The following is a 17,474-nucleotide window of genomic DNA, read 5'->3' on the forward strand; positions in this document are numbered from 1 at the left end:
GCTTTTTAACATATTCTAGGTAAGAGTTCACCTGTGGGCATCTCAAGAAATCTTTTTGTGCCGTGTCCGCTTTTAAGTATCACTTTAGCGGGATATTCCTGTGTCACCTCTGCTATCTCAACAGAGTTTGCAGAGTTCTCAAACCTCTGAAGAACATTGATCGCTTTAGCTGCATCGGCTTTTGGTATTGCTAAGATGAAAGTCCCCTCGTTTGCCAGATTCAAAGCCTCAAAACCGAGCATTTCACAAAGACCGTACACCTCTTGCGATACAGGGATCTTCTCCTCTTGCACCTCTATACAGATATTTGACTGTTTCGCCCACTCGTTTAGCACGGCACTCACACCTCCGCGCGTTGCATCACGCATGGCAGTAATTTGCACACCCTCTTTGATAAGGGCCTGCACTTGAATACTCAAAGATGCACAATCGCTTTGCAGGTTGCTTGAAAGCTCCATCCCTTCACGTGCCGTAAAGATTGTCGCCCCGTGACATCCTATATCTCGTGAGAGTAAAATAACATCATCTTCGGAGATTTTATTAGCACTTAGTCCTTTTTGCTCGATCTCACCTATTCCCGTCGTGTTTATAAAGATCTTATCGACACTCCCTTTGGGAACCACCTTTGTATCACCGCTTACAATTACGGCATTGTTTATTGCCAACTCTTTTTTCATAGAGTCTACAACCTTCTCAAGTTCCTCTAGAGAAAAACCCTCCTCTATGATCACCGAACAGGTAAGGTATTTCGGTTTTGCACCCATCATTGCCAGATCGTTACAAGTTCCGCAAATTGCCAGTTTGCCGATATCTCCACCGGGGAAAAAGATCGGAGAAACCGTAAAACTGTCCGTTGAAAATGCCAGCTCACCGTTATGGATCACCGCTGCATCTTCACTTTTTTCCAAAATATCGTTTGCAAAAGCTTTGTAGAAAACTTTGGAAATCAATTCGTTATTCTCTTCACCGCCATTTCCCATAGCTAGAGTTATTTGCTTATTCATAAAAGCTTCCCGTATTTATAATATGCCGCACAAGCACCCTCACTGCTTACCATACAACTTCCCATCGGAGTAGACGGTTTACATGCAGTGCCAAAGATAGAACACTGTGGAGGAGTTGCCTTGCCTTTAAGAATATCTCCGCAAATACAGAGTTTATGGTCCTCGATCGGCTCGCTTTTAAGCAGCTCTTCGTAAAGCACTTCCGCATTATATTTATTATATTCATCCCGAAGTTTCAATCCGCTGTTTGGAATATCTCCCAAACCTCTAAATCTGAACTTTTGCGCTTTTTCAAAGTATTTCTCATTTAATGCCTGAGCTTTTAGATTGCCTTCATGATTCACAGCCCGTTTGTACTGCACTTCAAGTTCAGACCGCTTTTCAACAAACTGTTTGACAACCATTGCAATTGATTCCATCACGTCAACAGGCTCAAACCCCGCAACAACTACGGGTTTTTTATACTCATGGGGAAACTTCTTATAGATCTGACTCCCGCTTATAACGCTCACATGACTCGGCCCTAAAAATGCGTCAATACTACACTCTTCATCGGATAAAAGCAGCTCCATAGCTTCTGGAACAGTTACATGGTTTATATGAAACAAGATATTTTCAATCCCCTGCTTTATAACTACATCTAAAAGTGCCGCAGTCATCGGTGTAGTTGTTTCAAAACCAATCGCAAAGAAGATTACTTTTTTATCTTGATTTTCTTTGGCAATTTTCAAGGTATCAAGCGGCGAGTATACAAAACGCACATCAGCCCCGCGTGCACGTGCATCTTGCAAACTCCCTTTAGAACCCGGGACTTTTATCATATCCCCTAAAGTGACAAGGATTACATCCTCCTGCATTGCCAATATATAGGCATGATCTATCCGCTCTTTGGGCATTATGCAAACCGGACATCCAGGCCCATGGAGAAAGTTGATATTTTCAGGCAGCAGCTGTTGTAATCCATACTTCATGATCGTATGTGTATGACCGCCACACACCTCCATAATATTTATGAGATTTGGCAGTTTTTTTGCCTCTTCTTCGATCAGCTTTGCATACCCTTGGATAACCTCAGGATCTCTAAAACCCGTATAGAGGTCTTTGAGCTGTAACTCACCCATTATCTGCCTCTATTAGGACAATTATCATCCTCTTCGACCAAGTTTTGCCGCTCTTGTTCATCCATCTTCTCAACTAGTTCGCTGTACACTTTTAAAGACTCCAGAGCATCCGCTTCATCTAGCTTGTTCATAATAAAACCGATGTGTAAAAGTACATAATCCCCTACTTTTACATCATCCTCTTCCATCAGATCCAAACCCGCTTCACGAGTAATACCCATAGTATCTACCGTTACTACGTTTCTCTCTTTATCTATCTTTACAACTTTGCTTGGAATTGAAAGGCACATCCTAAGCTCTCATTTTACGTTTAAATTCGATCCACTCTATCACTCTTTGAACAGATGAAGGGTCTTTTACGCTTACCTCTAAAATGTCAACACCCGGTTTGATTTTTCGTGCCTCTTTTTTTTCATGTTCGAGGTCATAATCAAAGTGCTCTATTAGGTCCATCTTAGTTATTAAGATCAGATCAGCCTGCCGAAACATTACGGGGTATTTCTCTATCTTGTCGCTGCCCTCGGGAACTGAAACCAGAACAATGTTTAAATGGGTTCCGACATCATACGAAGCGGGACACACAAGATTGCCGACATTCTCTACAAAACACAGATCAATCTCATCCAGCGGCATCGCATGCAATCCCTTATGTACCATGAAAGCATCCAAATGGCATGCTGAGCCTGTTTGTATCTGATAGGCAGGGATCCCTTTTGCTTTCATTCGATCGGCATCACGTGAAGTCTCCAAATCCCCTTCAATCACACCAAATTTAAACTCTGCCAAATCCGCCATAGCTTCAAGCAGTGCAGTTTTTCCGCTTCCCGGTGAGCTCATAAGGTTAATGCCGAGAACTTTGTGGTTATCAAAGTGGCTGCGGTTATGCGCTGCTTCATGGTTGTTTTTATCTAAAATCTTTGTAATGACACTTATAGTTTTCGCATCGTTTAACTGCGGGTTATGGTGCAGTGTTTCATGCGCAGCCTGATGCTCGTGTGAGTGATCATGAGTATGTTCATGATGATGATGATGCTCGTGCCCATCTCCTAAAGTTGTTCCTGTTATACTACATCCACAATCTGCACACATATATTTTAATCCCTTTAATTATTTATGCCAAAAGCATATTTGTTCCAACTGCCACAGAAACTATTCCGGCCGTTGCAAACACTCTTCTTACATTTCTTTGGTTTGTCAAAAACTCTTTGTTGATATATAAAATAACTACCCCGAAGCTTAAAAAAACAACACTTACACCAAATACAAAAGCAAGTACCATAGAAAAATCTACCACCTGATTTTCCAAAGCGCCCAGAGTGACAAGCATTCCGCGAACTCCGCCTATTCCCATAAGTGCGCCCATAGTCCATGCCGATGTCGATGCATAGGAACTGTTATGGGAGTGCTCTTTTCCAAAATAGATGTGCATATGTTCTTTGTCATCATGGGTGTGTTTGTTGAGATGTATTTTGTTTGATACAACCATATACAAAAGATATACACCCATAGCGATAATTACGCTTGAAGCTATTATATCTCCGTACATAGTAACATTTTCGGGTAAATTATAGCTCTGTAAAATTTTTGCAAATAGAAAAAGTGTGATCCCGTGACCAAAAGCAAACATGATCGTAATCATCATCGTTTTTTTGATGGATTTTCCTATGGAAAAATCGGCTATAGCAGTTAAGTGATCCGCTCCAAATGCATGTAAGATTCCATACCAGAGCATGAGAAAATAAGCCGTTTCCATATATGAGTCCTTATACCGCGTGCGTATATATTCAATTTTAAAAGATTTTATATTACATTACGTAAAACAAACATAAAAAAGCCAATTTCTTAGGTATAAGTAGTTAAACTTTTAATAAAACAGCATCTCAAAGGAAAAATGTGAAAGAGTTAGTAGTTTTAGGTGTCGGAAATATCTTACAGCATGATGACGCTATAGCGGTATATGCCTCACAGTATATAAGCGACAACTACACTTTTTCACCCGACATAGATATTATAAACGGCGGTGTTGAGGGTATAAACCTTCTCAACTTTTTTATGGAATACAAATACATCCTCATCCTTGATGCTATAGAGATAGAAGATGAAGCGGGAGCTATTTACCATATCCCCTCAGAGGAGCTTACAGGTTTTGGAGTGAATTCCGGCAGTGCGCACGACATCGGAGTACTTCAATGCTTTGAACTTTTGGAACTGATGGGAAAAAAGGCACCAAAGTCTAGTGTTCTCGGGATCGTACCACATAAAATAGATACACATATAGGTCTAAGCGACACACTCTACTCAAAGTTTGACACCTATATCCAAACGCTTGTTGCTGTTTTAAAAGATCTTAATATAGAGGCTGTAAAGAACGATGCCAACCTCTCCCTTGATGATGTGATCGAGAAGTTTAATAACCCTAGAGCTAGCACCCCAAATTTGCCTCTGTAAGTTATTTTTGTTTTTTTAAGTTTTTATATATAATCTTTATTGAATAAATAGTTAGATATGAAAGAAGATAATGTCCCAAGCTGAAGCAGTAGAAATATATCTTAATAACATGAGAGATGTCAAAAAAAGAATTGAATATGCCGAAAACCAGCTGAGTGTATTTAACACAACACATGACTATCTTCTATTGGAAAATGCATTGTTACACACTAGGAAAGCTCTTGAATGTATCGCATATGCTTCTATCGCACCTAATAAAAATGCCTATTCAAAGTTCCGTTCTGAAGCTAAAATTCCAGCAGATTTTAGAAAAGATTATCATGGAGGAAAAATCCTCAAACAATTAGAACGTGTCAATAAAGATTTTTATCCACTTCCATTGGTTAAACCAAAACTAGTTGCTGAAAGGCAGTGGCACTTTGATAGGCTTAGTTCTGGTTATTTAACCAAGAAACAGTATAGTAATCTTTATGATAGGCTCGGAAAATTCCTGCATTCAGATAACCCTTGGGATAATGACAAGGGATATCTGAATTTAGCTAATGATATGCCGGAAAACTTTCAAAGAATAAAGTCTTTATTACAGATACATGCTACTTTCGTTCAGGACAATAAATCTCGATACGCTTTTGTTGTAGACATGGGTTCTAAAGAAAAAGATGTGTCTGTGATAACAGCGATAGCAGGTGGGCCATTTAATGTGGACATCTAGCAAGACATTGGAGACCAATCAAAAATCCATAAGCGAATTTTTAATTGATCATTTTAAACGTTAGAAAAGTTTACTAACCCTAGAAAGCTACATTAGTAGTTTTATACTTCGCAAGTTCTTTCCCTTTTGCATCTATAACATGTACGGCACATGCCAGACATGGATCAAAAGAGTGGATTACACGTAAAACCTCTAACGGCTTTTCTCTGTCTTCTATCTTTAAACCGATTAACCCTTCTTCGTATGCACCTCTGAGCCCGTCAAAGTTTTTCGGTGTAGCATTCCAGGTTGTCGGTGCTATTACCGAATAGTTTTGTATCTTTGCATCTTTTATGTTGATAAAGTGAGAAAGCATCCCTCTTGGCACTTCCAAAAATGCCCTTCCCTGCGTTTGTGTTTCCAAGGTCTCAAAACTGTACTTTGTCCAAGTATCGGTATCGTAGTATTTTATATTTTGCAGTAACTCTGAAGCAATCTTGAAAATATACTCACATACATAAATGCTCTCAATTGCGCGGGCTGCATTTCTCCCTACAGATGTACAAAGATCGATGAGTTCCAAATCGGTCTCTTTTAAGAACTCATCTACAAATGAGATAATCAAAGGATTCTTTTTAGAGTAGCTTATGAGCAGTCGTGCAAGCGGCCCCGTCTCCATCGGTTGCTTATCGTAGCGCGGTGCTTTGATCCACGAGTACTTGTCATCATTTTTCGCCGTTTTTAAAGAGCCGTCACTGTTTAGATCGGTATATTTTACTTCCTGTTCTGGAGTACTGCCGTCATACCAAGCTCGATCTACCTCTTCTGTGATCTTACTCGGATCAAAATCTTGTATATTTTCAAAATCGTGCTTGTAGATTACACCGTCGCTAAAAAGTTTTCTCTCCCCTTCAAAGCTGTAACCGCCCGATGACATGTAGTTCCCGTTCGCTCTTCCGATGCCCGCTTTTATCTCATCACGATACACTATCGCCAAGAGTTTTGCATCTGGAAGGTATGCCCGCTGGATAAACTCCTGTGCCTCTTTCATAATAAAAAGATAGTCATTCACCCTTTGCGGATTTAACATATCTGCTACACTTGTCACCCCGCCGACTACCAAAGTTTGAGGATGGGGAGTTTTAGCGCCGAAAATCGCTACCGCTTTGGAGATCTTTGTTTGAAATTTGAGCGCTTCAAGATAATGAGAAATAAGAATTAAGTTCTGCTCTGCCGAGAGCTTGTATGCACCATGTCCCCAGTAGCCGTTGGCAAACGGTCCGAGCTTTCCACTTTTTACAAAAGTGTCCAGTTTTTTCAGTGTCTCTTCATAGTGAGCATGGGAGTTTCTAAAAGGGTTTTCATGGTACTTGTGTGCCTCTTTGGATGTCATCTTCGGATCAGCTTTTAGGGCACTTGTTACATCCACATAGTCTAAAGAGTGCAGATGGTAAAAATGAACCACATGATCCTGAATAAACAGTGCCATAGCCATAAGATCACGAATGATCTCGGCATTTTTAGGAATCTTAAGAGAGTATGCATCTTCAACACACGTTATAGCCCCGCGAAAATGGGAGTTTGTACACACACCGCAAATACGCCCCGCCATCAATCCCGCATCTCTTGGATCGCGACCTTGTAGTATGGTCTCTATTCCTCGAAACAGCTGTCCGCTAGCCCAGGCATCTTGAACGACATTATTTTCATCCACCTCAACTTCTACACGCAGATGTCCCTCTATTCTCGTGATTGGATCGATAACAATTTTTTTAAGACTCATCTTCTACTTCCTCTTCATACTTTCTCTCATTGGCAAACTTGTCAAAAAAACCGGCCTCTACACACCCCATACAACCATGACCCGCTTGAACAGGCCAACTTGTACCACCGTTAAACTTCATAGTCGGGCAGTTTGCATTTGCATAAGGACCTTTACATCCCATCTCAAAAAGGCAGTACCCTTTTTTGGCACCCTCATCGCCCCACTCTTTTACAAACTCACCAAGTTCATAGTGTCCGCGTCTCTCACAGTTGTCATGGATTCTCCCCTCATAAGCCCACAGAGGTCTGTTGAACGAATCCAGCGGCGGCAACTCTTCAAACATCAGGTACGAAAGAAGCGTGCCCACAATATTTGTCGGGTTTGTAGGACAACCCGGTATGTTTATAACATCGTCACGCCCAAGTGCTTCAGCCACTCCGACAGCACCTGTTGGATTTGGAGCAGCAGCTACCACTCCGCCGTCAAAAGCACAACTCCCAACCGCCATAATGAGTGCCGCATCCTTCGCCGTATTTTGTAAAAGCTCAAGTCCCGTTGTACCGTTTGGACCTATTCTTAGATACTTTCCATCCATTGCAAGCGGAACAGCCCCCTCTACTATAAGGACATATTCCCCTTTTTGATTTTTAACGATATCTTCTAAAACTGTTTCACTCTGATCACCACTTGGACTCATTAACAGCTCATGATAATCCAGCGATACATAATCAAATATCAGATCCTCTATTGCCGGGTTTTCCGATTTTATAAAAGCTTCCGAGTTCCCGCTACAGTCAGCTAGCTCCAGCCAAATAATGGGTACGCGGTTGAGTGTTTTGATCCCTCTTTCTACAACCTCTTCAAAATTGGGGTGCAGTTGCATATTTGCAGTTACCATAGAGATCCAACTGTTTACTTGATGTTTCTCGATCTCTATCGACTCTAAAGCATTCTCCAAATTCTCTGCAGATAAGTTGTTTCTCGGATGTAAAGTGTTAAATTTATCAAGACGTTTTTGTACAGCTTGTATCTCTTTTTCTCTTTGTAGCTCTTCGGGTGTTTTTCTCACCATATTTGGATCAATTAGATCTTGCGAATCTTTTATGATATCTTGTACCATCACCTTACATTTTCCACATACACGACCCGCCTGGGAAAACGGTGCCAACTCAGAAAATGAAGCGATTCCTGTCTCTTTTACAATATCTACAAGGTCTTGCTGATACACATGCTCACAACTACATACAAGTCTTCCGCGCTCACCTACAAGTCTGTTCTCATAAAGGTAGTTAATATCTACTTTTTGTCCGCTATCCATAAGCGTCTCTAGATACCCTACATCAACATTTGAGTTTATCCCTATAAAGCGTGTCAGTTTATCCCCGTTGAAAAAGTACTCATCTATTCGGTTGTCTTTTTTCGATGTTATTAAAACCTTTTCATACTCACTCGTAAATGTGGGAGAACGTACCTCTATAAGATCGAAGTTTCCAACTTTGAGCATATCTACATCGATCTCACGCTTGAACTCTTTTTTCTCCAGGTTTAATATGTGTGAAATGGCACAATCAGCCTGAAGTGTACACGCTTTTACATGCCCCGCTATAAAGTTAAACTCTTCCACTTCGGCACACTCACCTATGGCATAGATATTTTCATCTTCGGTTTGCATATAGTTGTTTGTAAGAAGCCCTTTGTTGGACTTGAGGACATCACGGAATAGTTCTATATTTGGTTTTATTCCCACTCCAAAAACAACAAAAGGATTTTCAATTTTCATCTTCTTGGTTTGGATCGAAGTTATCTCAGAGTTTTCTACTGTTTTATCTACAATCTCATCCTCATACGAGATAGAGACTTTTCCATTGTCGGTGTAAGAGTTTTCTATAGTTTTAATAGCATCGATCGAGAGGTCTTTACTGTAAAGAGCGTCAGAGCGCACAAGAAGTGTAATATGCTTGACCGCATCCATATCACTCAATGTTTCAAGCAGTTCGAGTGCTATCGGTCCGGCACCTACGATCACAACCTCTCTGCCCTGGACACCCTCATGGATCTTTTTACAATCACGGGCACTTCTAAAAACGGTAGCATTTGAGATATTTTGTATATCAAAGAGTGTAATAGGCAAAGAGCCTGTAGCGATAATGAGCTTGTCGTAACCGTACATTGCATCCTCGGTTAGTACACGCTTATGCTCTCTGTCAATAGATGTAATTTTTTGACGCAGTTCCAGTTTTATCTTAGGGTGGAGCGGGATGGCAATATCATCAACCTCATCAGAGTCGTCTACCAAACGGCATAAGTGGATTCTGTCATACGAGGGATACTCTTCATCACTTAAAAGAACTATATCTAAAGAGATATCTTCTTGTATCAGTTTATTTGCAATATAAGCACCTGCAATCCCCGCACCGATAATTACAACTCTCATGACTCACCTCATATAACATTTCTATGCTCTTATTGTATCAAGAATTAAAGTAACTCGCTACTATCTCATCCAATTCTATAACATTTTCTCTTTGCTTGGCTTCAATTCCCAACAATTTCATTTGCCCAAGCACACTTTGAATATACTTTTTCCACTCTCTTCTTAAAACGTCACTCACTCCAACCTCTACACTCATAATATCATCAGGAACTATACTTATAACTGTTGTTTTAGCTACAGTTCCGGATAAAGAGCATACTTGCAACATCTCTGCTATTTCAACTTCACTTGCCGTCTTTTTGACTATGTCACCCTCTAAGAACTGTTCCGTGTTCTTTATGATTATCTCACCTGCATCTCTGTTTTGCTCCGAAGAGGTATTAACGATAAGCACCTCATCATACTCTTGCAGCAGCTCTAAGAGTTTAAGTCCTAAAGTCCCGCCCTCTATTATCTCAAAGGGGATAGAAAAGTCGTAGTTCTCTTTTATATAGCGCACGGCATACACGCCTATACCCTCATCTTTAAAAAGAACGTTTCCCGAACCCACCAGTACTATGTTTTTTCCCATCTTATCTCTCTTTTGCCATATGGAGTGCATAGTAGGCTTGACCAAGAGATATACCACCGTCATTGATCGCAGTTTTACTCTGGAAATAGTAGCGTATATTGTTCTTCTCGAAAGCTGCAATAGTTTTTTCAAGCAAGGTTTTGTTTTGAAATACACCGCCGCTCAAAATCACAGGCAACTCTGGATGTTTAAGTGCGATCTCAACTATAATGTTTTTGAGTGTATTTATAAACTTTGAGGCGATCAGAGCCTTCTCTTTTTCATTTAATATCTCCACAACCATCTCTTTAAACTCTATTATCTCATTGTTGATTCTATAGGGGTAACTTGCATCACTTTTATGCTCTTGTGCACACTTCTCAACGATCAGCCCGCTTTCCCCCTCATAACTTAGGTCATTTAGGTTAGCGCCAAAAACATAGATAGCATCAAACAATCTGCCGATCGAACTGCTCTTTGGAGAGTTTAGCTGTTTTGTATGCATGAGGTGGTAATTTTCTATCTCCTCTTTTGAAAAGGAATTAACTACCTCATGCTCCATCTTCAAGATCTCCTCTTTAGTAAAAGATTCAAACAACAATGAAAGTGCTACACGTTTGGGCTCTTTTACAGCCTTTTCCCCGCCTAGCAGTGATAACTGTTGAAGATGATAGAGGCGTTTATACTCACTTGGGCTCACACGTAAAACTTCACCGCCCCACAAAGTAGCGTCATCCCCGTAACCAGTACCGTCAAAACAAAATGCTAAAGCCTCATCTTCCAAGTTATACTCTGCCATACACGCCAGTGCATGTGCATAATGGTGTTGCACCTCCAAAAGCTCCACATCTTTATGCTCAGCAATGTAGCTTTTTGCCCATTTACTCGTTTCATAGTGTGGATGCTTGTCGCATACAATGATGTCGGGTTCAAAGTTGTAAAGTCGTTTAAAAGTATCTAGTGTACGTAAAAAGTACTCAAAAGCTTCGAGCGAATTTAGATCGCCTATGTGGGGAGAGAGGATCATATGGTTTTCAAACGCCAAAGTGATGGTACTTTTTTGATGCCCACCGAGAGCGAGTATCTTTTTAGCAGAGGTGTGCTTTTGATGAAAACTCTGCGGTGTAAATCCGCGGGCATCTCGTAAAACCATCTGCTTCTCTTCAATACTGCAAACCACACTGTCATCACAGGCGTTTACTATCTCTCTGTTGTGTGAAAGTGCCTTATAAAGAAACGGAAGCTTTTTGTACAACTCCTCTTCATCGGTAATGATAGGCTCATCACCCAAGTTTGCACTAGTTGCCACTATAGGATGCTCAAGCTTTTCTAGGATCAGCTCATGCAGAGGGGTATAAGGTAAAAACACCCCTACTCTGTCAATATACGGCGCTATGAGAGAGGATAGAGAGCTATTCTCTTTTTTTCTCACTATAACTATCGGGCGCTCTTTTGAGAGGATCAGCTCCTCATCTTTTTCGCTCAAGTAAGCTACATTTTTAATTGCTTCAATATCTTTAAACATCACCGCAAAAGGTTTCGTCGGACGGTTTTTATGTTTTCTTAGCTCCTGCACCGCTTGATCGTTTGTAGCATCACACACTATATGGAACCCGCCTAACCCTTTGAGCGCCAAGATTTTGCCATCGTTAATATAACTGACAAACTCCTCTATAGAAAAGTTTAGTGCAGGCCCGCAATGAAAACAAGATATCGGCTGTGCATGAAAACGGCGATCTGTCGGCTCGCCATACTCTTTTTGACACTCTAAGCACATCTCAAACTCTTGCATTGAGGTGTTCTTTCTATCATAGGGCAGCTCTTTAACTATGCTGTATCTCGGTCCGCAGTTTGTGCAGTTGATAAAGGGGTATTTGTAACGTCTGTTTGTAGGGTCTTGCATCTCATCCCTGCAATCTTGGCACATTGAGATATCTGGCGAGAGCATTGTAGTGACATCGGTATTATTTGAGCGGACAATTGAAAACTCTTGCGTGTTTTGGAGTTCAAGTGTTTGTAGCTCGATCCTGTCTATGCGAGCCAATGGCGGGTGTTTCTCTTTTAGCTCTTCTAAAAAACTCTCTATAGAGCTATTTAGCCCTTCAACCTCTATAACTACACCCTCGCCGCTGTTTAATACATATCCTGACAATGAGTGCTTAAGTGAGAGCTGATATACAAACGGGCGAAATCCGACACCTTGTACCACCCCTGCTATATCCAGTCTTAATCGTTTTTTAGAGATATTTTTCATTGGTTTGATTATACCTTATCTATGCTATACTTCAAAGATGTATAACCATTCGTATCCAGTTTTTATCCACCATATTTTTACATCTCCCAAACACAACTACTTTACAAGAGAAAAGTTTGACGTAGGCGATGCACCGACCATAGAACACTCAAAAATAAAACTTACTAAAGATCAAGGGCTAGAGGGTGACCGATTTGAGTTTTCGAAGTATCCGATCACACTCATCTCTGCCGAAGTAATAAATGAAATCTCTAAAGAGTTAGACTTTGAGGTAGATCCGAAACTGTTTCGCCGAAACATTATCATAAGCGGAATACATCTAAATTCTCTGATCGGAAAAAGATTTAAACTTGGAAATGTAGAGTGTGAAGGGTTAGCGCATTGTGCACCCTGTACCTGGATGAATGCCGTGATCGCAAAAAATACCTACAAACTTATGAAAGGTCGAGGCGGTCTGCGCATAAGAGTTTTAAGTGACGGTGAATTGGAACTTGGAAGTACTATGATCGCTACCGATGAAGCAATCACACTTGAACCCATTACTCCCCTTAGCACTCCAAAAATACCAACTTAAATATTTAAAATAGTATATAGTTTACAACATACTTCGAAGTATGATCGCATAATGCAGTACTACGAGATTTAAAAACAGTACCATTAAAGAGGAACTGCGTGAAAGAAAGTTTTGCAGTTTTGTGCGGCATTTTCCGTTTGTTTTAAAGGCCACGACAAAGTGTATGATAGTAAAAAGTATTACAAAGGCTACAAGCATCATTTTATTAAAAAAGACAGTTCCTAGCGGGCTTGTATCACCATCTAAGAGTGCATATATAAGCCCTTTGTCATCTGCCATTAAGATACCGCTAACAAGCAGGATTACAAGTGATACAATCTCAAAATAGCCGAAAATCGGGCCAATATTTGGATACACCTCTTTTTGTTTCGATTTATCTCGAAGCGATACTCCCAAAACAAACATAAAGATCGAACCGCCGATCCAAGCCATAGCTGCCATGAGGTGAAAGTGTATTAAAAACTCCAAATATTTCCCTTTAAACTATTTTCTCTTGCCCTAAGCGGTACAACGCGAAATCGTATTTTAACGGATCTTCATTGTCAAACCCTTTAAGTGTCTCCGTCAACTCAATCGCAGCATGAAGATCATACGTTTTTCTCTTGAGCAAACCCAGTTTACGACTTACGTTAAAAGTATGGGTATCTAGCGGCATAATAAGGTGAGCCTTATCTACCCTGCTCCATAACCCAAGGTCTATCTCATCTGAACGAACCATCCATCGCAGCCACATCATCCAACGCTTTAGTGCTCCGGTACCCTTTGTTTTTGTTGTTATTTTTCCAACCAAAAAAGTATAGCCTCTTGAGCTGTATGGATAAAGTTCATAGAGTTTTTCTATGATCGCATTGATCCCCTCTATAACACTGTAATTATTTTTGTATCCTCTTACAAAAACATCCTCTAAAGTGGTGTGTTCCTCTAAACGCTTGAGCGCTATAAACAAAGCGATCACATCAGCATTTGTTTGAAATCTGTAGTAGTGTTTTTTTAACCCCTCTTCGATCTCCTGCTCGCTCTTTTGTAACAGTGAGAAATCTAAAGAGTCTAAAAATTTTACGATCTGCTTTACGTTTCCATAGGCAAAAAGGGAGCATATTAGGGCTATTACATCGCTATTGTATTTTCGTGCAACTATAATGGGATCAAGCTTCTCCTCACACACCTCTTCATAAGAGTTACGGAGTGCGACCTCACGATCGAGCAGCTCTTTTACATTCAAGAGAGACCTAGTTGGTAGAGTTTCTTTCTCTCACTTGAACCCGCGATATTGAGCTGTTTACGATACTTTGCGATCGTACGGCGCACCATTTTTACTTTGAACTTCTCTTGGATAAGATCAAGCAGCTTCATATCGCTCAGAGGCTTTTCACGACTCTCCGCTTTTACAAGCCCTACTAAAAACTCTTTGATTGCCGCGTTACTGACATCTTCGTCAATTGCCGTAGTAAAAAAGTCTTTCATCGCAAGTACACCGCGATCGCAGGCGATATATTTGTTTGCAATGGCACGCGAGATCGTTGAAGGATTATGCCCAAACTCGTCTGCCAAAGTTTTAAGAGTAAGCGGCATAATCTGCCCGCCGATAAAAAAGTCGTACTGATACTCGACGATCATAAGTCCAACTTTATAGAGTGTCGCTTTTCTCATCTCAAGGGCATCTACCAACGATTTCGCCTCTTTTATCTTCTGGCTTACAAAGTCGTGTTCAACTCCGTAAGATGTATCTATGTTGATCGCAGGATAGTAAGCATCGTTAAGCTTTACTTCGATCTGCTGCTCATCGTTAAAGTAGATCATAAGATCGGGTACAACGTGGCTGGAATCTTCCTGATACTCAATGTTCGGTGGGTTTTTAAATGTAGAGATGATATGCATCACCTCTGAGAAATGTTCTCTGTTTGAATAGCTATGGATATTTTGCAGATCGTTTATCATCTCTACGCCAAGTGGATAAGCTTCATTTGAGATCTCCGAGTTATCAAGCTGAAATAAAAATGACTCTGAAAGATCTTTTGCACCGATTCCCATAGGCTCAATATGTGCAAATCGCAGACGAACTTTTTCAAAAGCATCAAGGTCTATATTATGCTCTTGACAAAACTCATCACTCTCCCCTTCATAGTAACCGTTTTCATCCAGATTTGCTACTACAAACTGTGCTATTTCTTGAGAGATAGGCGTAGGAAATAGTGGAGCTTCAAGCTGCTCATCCAACACCTCATACAAACTTTTACTCTGAATAGTAAGCGCTTCTATCTGTTCAGTTCTTGAGTTGTTTACACCGCTGCCAGATACGATCTTTTTTGGGATCTTCTTTTCAAAATCCTCTTCATATCCCGACTTTACCTCTACAACAGGATTTGCACTGACAAAGGGCTCCATAGCCTCACCCAGGTCTGAAAGACTCGAATGAAGGATAGGAAGCCAGTTTCTCAGTGTATTTGAGAGTTTATGCTTGTTTTCAACACTTTGCGATTGCCTAAGAACTGCCAACGTTCACCCTACAACTTGAAGTTTTCACCGAGATAGTGTGTACGAACATCTTCGTTTTGTCCGATCTCTTCACTTGTTCCGCTTGCAAGCAGTTCACCCGATTTAATAACATACGCGCGATCACATACATCAAGCGTTTCACGAACATTATGGTCAGTGATGAGTACACCGATATCGTAAGAAACAAGCTGATGGATAACTTTTTGAATATCCATAACCGCGATTGGGTCAACCCCCGCAAAAGGTTCATCAAGAAGTAAAAACTTCGGATGGTTTACCAATGCACGAGCGATCTCAACACGACGGCGCTCACCACCTGAGAGAGATATACCTTTACGGTAACGGATCGGCTCAATATTGAACATATCAAGCAGTTCTAAAATACGCGCTTCCTGCGCAGCTTTGTCTTTGATCCCAACCTGTGCAGCGATCATAAGATTGTCTTCAACACTGAGGTCTTTAAAGATAGAAGCCTCCTGAGGCAAATACCCTATCCCTTTTAGAGCTCTTTGATGCAGTGGCATACCCGTGAGTTCATCTCCATCAAAGAACACCTTTCCGTCACTTGCAGCCACAAGCCCGCAGATCATATAGAAAGTTGTAGTTTTCCCTGCTCCGTTTGGTCCAAGAAGCCCGACAACTTCACCGCTTTTTACCTCTAAACTAATCCCTTTAACAATGTTAAGGTCTTTAATACTCTTTTTTAATTCAACCGCTTTTAGCGTATGCATACAGTGTACTCTCTCTTATCATCTGAAATCTTGTCTATATCGATCGAAACTACGTCAAATCCCGCTGCATCGAGTATCTTTTCTAGCTCGTCATTGCCCCACTCTATAAAATGTAGTCCCGGCTTTTCAAGCTCTTCAAGCATCCCCAGAGCTACAAAATGATCAAGCCCTTTGTTATAGATATCGTAATGGTACGTATCTTCTCCGTAACATTGCTGGAGTGAGAATGTAGGTGATGTAACATCATCACAAATCCCTTTGAGTTTTGCTATAGTTTTTACCAGAGTCGTTTTTCCTGCAGCAACGTCACCTTTTAAGATCACGACACCTTCACTAAAACGGTCCAAAAACTCAGACGCAAATCCATCTAATTCCGATAATCCCAATGTATATGTTGTCTCTTTCATAGCCTACTCTTTCACAGCTTATTTGATATCTCAACAATCTGTTTTAATTTTTTCTTTGCACGTGCGTTTGCAAGTGCTTCTCTAGCCATCTCCAAACCATCTTGAATATCACGTGCAAGCCCCTCAACCATCAAAGATGCTGCAGTATTTAAAAGCACAATGTCTCTTTGTGCAGTTGTTGCATTGTTATTGAAGATGTCAAGCATAATCTTTGCATTCTCTTTAGCATCGCCCCCTTTGATAGCTTCTAACGGTGCGACTTCTAAACCATAATTTTGAGGGTCTATTTCAAACTCTTTAATCATACCGTTTTCTAAGCGTGTTGCATAGGTAATATCACTGATTCCTATCTCATCCATCCCCTCTTTAGAACTTACAACTAAAGCTGATGTAGCACCATTCATTTTTAGTGCTTCAGCCATTTTTGTCGTAAAGCTTTTATCGAATACTCCCAGCATATACTTTTTGATATCTGCCGGATTTGTTAGAGGTCCTAAAACATTGAAAATAGTTTTATGATCGATAGACTTACGAATAGGCATAATAAATTTCATTGCCGGATGATGGTTCTGAGCGAACATAAAACACCAGCCCGCTTCTTCGAGTAATCTTGCGTTTTGCTCTATTCCTAAAGAGAGATTTACACCTAAAGCCTCTAGAACATCTGCACTTCCACTTTTTGAAGTGATAGAGCGATTTCCGTGTTTTGCAACCATACCGCCGCAAGCAGCTGTGAGTATTGAAGTTGTAGAGGAGATATTGAAACTCCCTATCTTGTCTCCACCTGTACCAACAATATCGATCGCTCTATTTCTAATCTCCTCAGATACAGGAAGTTTAACAGCATGTGCGCGCATCACTTCAGTAGCTGCTGCAATCTCATCAACCGGTGTAGTAGCATCAAGAGCCATACTCTCTAAAAACTCTTTCATCTGCGCATCATCCATCTGATGCTCAAACAGTTGGGTAAATTTTATTTTTGCTTCTTCATAAGTCATC

Annotated in this window: 18 protein-coding genes; 3 read left to right on the plus strand and 15 right to left on the minus strand. The window is 40.7% G+C overall.

Annotated elements, in window-relative coordinates; translation table 11 throughout:
- Positions 1–5: 5 nt before the first annotated feature.
- The 5 genes from hypE to FJR03_RS06230 are packed head-to-tail and all read right to left on the minus strand — an operon-like array spanning position 6 to position 3,878.
- Positions 6–1,004 carry a hydrogenase expression/formation protein HypE gene (gene hypE / locus FJR03_RS06210; protein ID WP_193112667.1) on the minus strand — a complete coding sequence of 333 codons (999 nt, stop codon included), beginning with the start codon at positions 1,002–1,004 and terminating at the stop codon, positions 6–8.
- On the minus strand, positions 1,001–2,125 hold the full coding sequence (gene hypD / locus FJR03_RS06215; RefSeq protein WP_193112668.1) for a hydrogenase formation protein HypD: 1,125 nt from the start codon (positions 2,123–2,125) through the stop codon (positions 1,001–1,003). The genes hypE and hypD overlap by 4 nt, the downstream gene beginning before the upstream one ends.
- Positions 2,125–2,415: a HypC/HybG/HupF family hydrogenase formation chaperone gene (locus FJR03_RS06220; protein WP_193112669.1), complete on the minus strand. Its 291-nt coding sequence runs from the start codon at positions 2,413–2,415 to the stop codon at positions 2,125–2,127. The genes hypD and FJR03_RS06220 overlap by 1 nt, the downstream gene beginning before the upstream one ends.
- A 1-nt stretch (position 2,416) precedes the next feature.
- On the minus strand, positions 2,417–3,214 hold the full coding sequence (hypB, locus tag FJR03_RS06225; protein WP_193112670.1) for a hydrogenase nickel incorporation protein HypB: 798 nt from the start codon (positions 3,212–3,214) through the stop codon (positions 2,417–2,419).
- Between the two features lie 22 nt (positions 3,215–3,236).
- A complete protein-coding gene (locus tag FJR03_RS06230) occupies positions 3,237–3,878 on the minus strand; it encodes a hypothetical protein (RefSeq protein ID WP_193112671.1) in 642 nt (213 codons plus the stop codon).
- A 140-nt stretch (positions 3,879–4,018) separates the two neighbouring features.
- On the opposite strand from FJR03_RS06230, the gene FJR03_RS06235 reads away from it, so the two are divergent.
- Positions 4,019–4,573 (plus strand): HyaD/HybD family hydrogenase maturation endopeptidase, encoded by a 555-nt coding sequence (locus FJR03_RS06235; RefSeq protein ID WP_193112672.1) that lies wholly within the window; start codon positions 4,019–4,021, stop codon positions 4,571–4,573.
- A gap of 70 nt (positions 4,574–4,643) precedes the next feature.
- On the plus strand, positions 4,644–5,285 hold the full coding sequence (locus tag FJR03_RS06240) for a hypothetical protein (RefSeq protein WP_193112673.1): 642 nt from the start codon (positions 4,644–4,646) through the stop codon (positions 5,283–5,285).
- Between the two features lie 79 nt (positions 5,286–5,364).
- On the opposite strand, the gene FJR03_RS06245 is transcribed toward FJR03_RS06240, so the two are convergent.
- The 4 genes from FJR03_RS06245 to hypF are packed head-to-tail and all read right to left on the minus strand — an operon-like array spanning position 5,365 to position 12,267.
- Entirely contained in the window at positions 5,365–7,047 is a 1,683-nt protein-coding gene (locus tag FJR03_RS06245) for a nickel-dependent hydrogenase large subunit (RefSeq protein WP_193112674.1), read from the minus strand.
- Positions 7,037–9,463, minus strand: a complete 2,427-nt coding sequence (locus FJR03_RS06250; protein WP_193112675.1) for a hydrogenase small subunit — start codon at positions 9,461–9,463, stop codon at positions 7,037–7,039. The genes FJR03_RS06245 and FJR03_RS06250 overlap by 11 nt, the downstream gene beginning before the upstream one ends.
- 37 nt (positions 9,464–9,500) lie before the next feature.
- Positions 9,501–10,034 carry a hydrogenase maturation protease gene (locus FJR03_RS06255; RefSeq protein ID WP_193112676.1) on the minus strand — a complete coding sequence of 178 codons (534 nt, stop codon included), beginning with the start codon at positions 10,032–10,034 and terminating at the stop codon, positions 9,501–9,503.
- A gap of 1 nt (position 10,035) precedes the next feature.
- Entirely contained in the window at positions 10,036–12,267 is a 2,232-nt protein-coding gene (gene hypF, locus FJR03_RS06260; RefSeq protein ID WP_193112677.1) for a carbamoyltransferase HypF, read from the minus strand.
- 37 nt (positions 12,268–12,304) lie between these two features.
- On the opposite strand from hypF, the gene FJR03_RS06265 reads away from it, so the two are divergent.
- Positions 12,305–12,841, plus strand: a complete 537-nt coding sequence (locus tag FJR03_RS06265; protein ID WP_193112678.1) for an MOSC domain-containing protein — start codon at positions 12,305–12,307, stop codon at positions 12,839–12,841.
- Between the two features lie 21 nt (positions 12,842–12,862).
- Here FJR03_RS06265 and FJR03_RS06270 read toward each other — a convergent pair whose 3' ends face one another.
- From FJR03_RS06270 to trpD, 6 genes are read right to left on the minus strand one after another with little or no spacing between them, the layout of a single operon-like run.
- Entirely contained in the window at positions 12,863–13,309 is a 447-nt protein-coding gene (locus FJR03_RS06270; RefSeq protein ID WP_193112679.1) for a hypothetical protein, read from the minus strand.
- Between the two features lie 10 nt (positions 13,310–13,319).
- Complete coding sequence (locus FJR03_RS06275; RefSeq protein ID WP_193112680.1) at positions 13,320–14,063, minus strand: TIGR02757 family protein; 744 nt, start codon at positions 14,061–14,063, stop codon at positions 13,320–13,322.
- Positions 14,060–15,337 (minus strand): RNA polymerase factor sigma-54, encoded by a 1,278-nt coding sequence (locus tag FJR03_RS06280; RefSeq protein WP_193112681.1) that lies wholly within the window; start codon positions 15,335–15,337, stop codon positions 14,060–14,062. Before FJR03_RS06280 ends, FJR03_RS06275 begins: the two co-directional genes overlap by 4 nt.
- 8 nt (positions 15,338–15,345) lie before the next feature.
- Positions 15,346–16,068 carry an LPS export ABC transporter ATP-binding protein gene (gene lptB, locus FJR03_RS06285; protein WP_193112682.1) on the minus strand — a complete coding sequence of 241 codons (723 nt, stop codon included), beginning with the start codon at positions 16,066–16,068 and terminating at the stop codon, positions 15,346–15,348.
- Positions 16,056–16,475 carry a tRNA (adenosine(37)-N6)-threonylcarbamoyltransferase complex ATPase subunit type 1 TsaE gene (tsaE, locus tag FJR03_RS06290; RefSeq protein WP_193112683.1) on the minus strand — a complete coding sequence of 140 codons (420 nt, stop codon included), beginning with the start codon at positions 16,473–16,475 and terminating at the stop codon, positions 16,056–16,058. The genes lptB and tsaE overlap by 13 nt, the downstream gene beginning before the upstream one ends.
- A gap of 11 nt (positions 16,476–16,486) precedes the next feature.
- Complete coding sequence (trpD, locus tag FJR03_RS06295; protein WP_193112684.1) at positions 16,487–17,473, minus strand: anthranilate phosphoribosyltransferase; 987 nt, start codon at positions 17,471–17,473, stop codon at positions 16,487–16,489.
- Position 17,474 lies beyond the last annotated feature (1 nt).

This window comes from Sulfurimonas marina (assembly GCF_014905095.1).
Taxonomy (GTDB): domain Bacteria; phylum Campylobacterota; class Campylobacteria; order Campylobacterales; family Sulfurimonadaceae; genus Sulfurimonas; species Sulfurimonas marina.

What these genes read in the sequence shown, in the direction of transcription:
- hypE (WP_193112667.1), bottom strand. Translation starts at nt 1,004, where the DNA reads ATGAATAAGCAAATAACTCTAGCTATGGGAAATGGCGGTGAAGAGAAT.
- hypD (WP_193112668.1), bottom strand. Translation starts at nt 2,125, where the DNA reads ATGGGTGAGTTACAGCTCAAAGACCTCTATACGGGTTTTAGAGATCCT.
- FJR03_RS06220 (WP_193112669.1), bottom strand. Translation starts at nt 2,415, where the DNA reads ATGTGCCTTTCAATTCCAAGCAAAGTTGTAAAGATAGATAAAGAGAGA.
- hypB (WP_193112670.1), bottom strand. Translation starts at nt 3,214, where the DNA reads ATGTGTGCAGATTGTGGATGTAGTATAACAGGAACAACTTTAGGAGAT.
- FJR03_RS06230 (WP_193112671.1), bottom strand. Translation starts at nt 3,878, where the DNA reads ATGGAAACGGCTTATTTTCTCATGCTCTGGTATGGAATCTTACATGCA.
- FJR03_RS06240 (WP_193112673.1), top strand. Translation starts at nt 4,644, where the DNA reads ATGTCCCAAGCTGAAGCAGTAGAAATATATCTTAATAACATGAGAGAT.
- FJR03_RS06245 (WP_193112674.1), bottom strand. Translation starts at nt 7,047, where the DNA reads ATGAGTCTTAAAAAAATTGTTATCGATCCAATCACGAGAATAGAGGGA.
- FJR03_RS06250 (WP_193112675.1), bottom strand. Translation starts at nt 9,463, where the DNA reads ATGAGAGTTGTAATTATCGGTGCGGGGATTGCAGGTGCTTATATTGCA.
- FJR03_RS06255 (WP_193112676.1), bottom strand. Translation starts at nt 10,034, where the DNA reads ATGGGAAAAAACATAGTACTGGTGGGTTCGGGAAACGTTCTTTTTAAA.
- hypF (WP_193112677.1), bottom strand. Translation starts at nt 12,267, where the DNA reads ATGAAAAATATCTCTAAAAAACGATTAAGACTGGATATAGCAGGGGTG.
- FJR03_RS06265 (WP_193112678.1), top strand. Translation starts at nt 12,305, where the DNA reads ATGTATAACCATTCGTATCCAGTTTTTATCCACCATATTTTTACATCT.
- lptB (WP_193112682.1), bottom strand. Translation starts at nt 16,068, where the DNA reads ATGCATACGCTAAAAGCGGTTGAATTAAAAAAGAGTATTAAAGACCTT.
- tsaE (WP_193112683.1), bottom strand. Translation starts at nt 16,475, where the DNA reads ATGAAAGAGACAACATATACATTGGGATTATCGGAATTAGATGGATTT.
- trpD (WP_193112684.1), bottom strand. Translation starts at nt 17,473, where the DNA reads ATGACTTATGAAGAAGCAAAAATAAAATTTACCCAACTGTTTGAGCAT.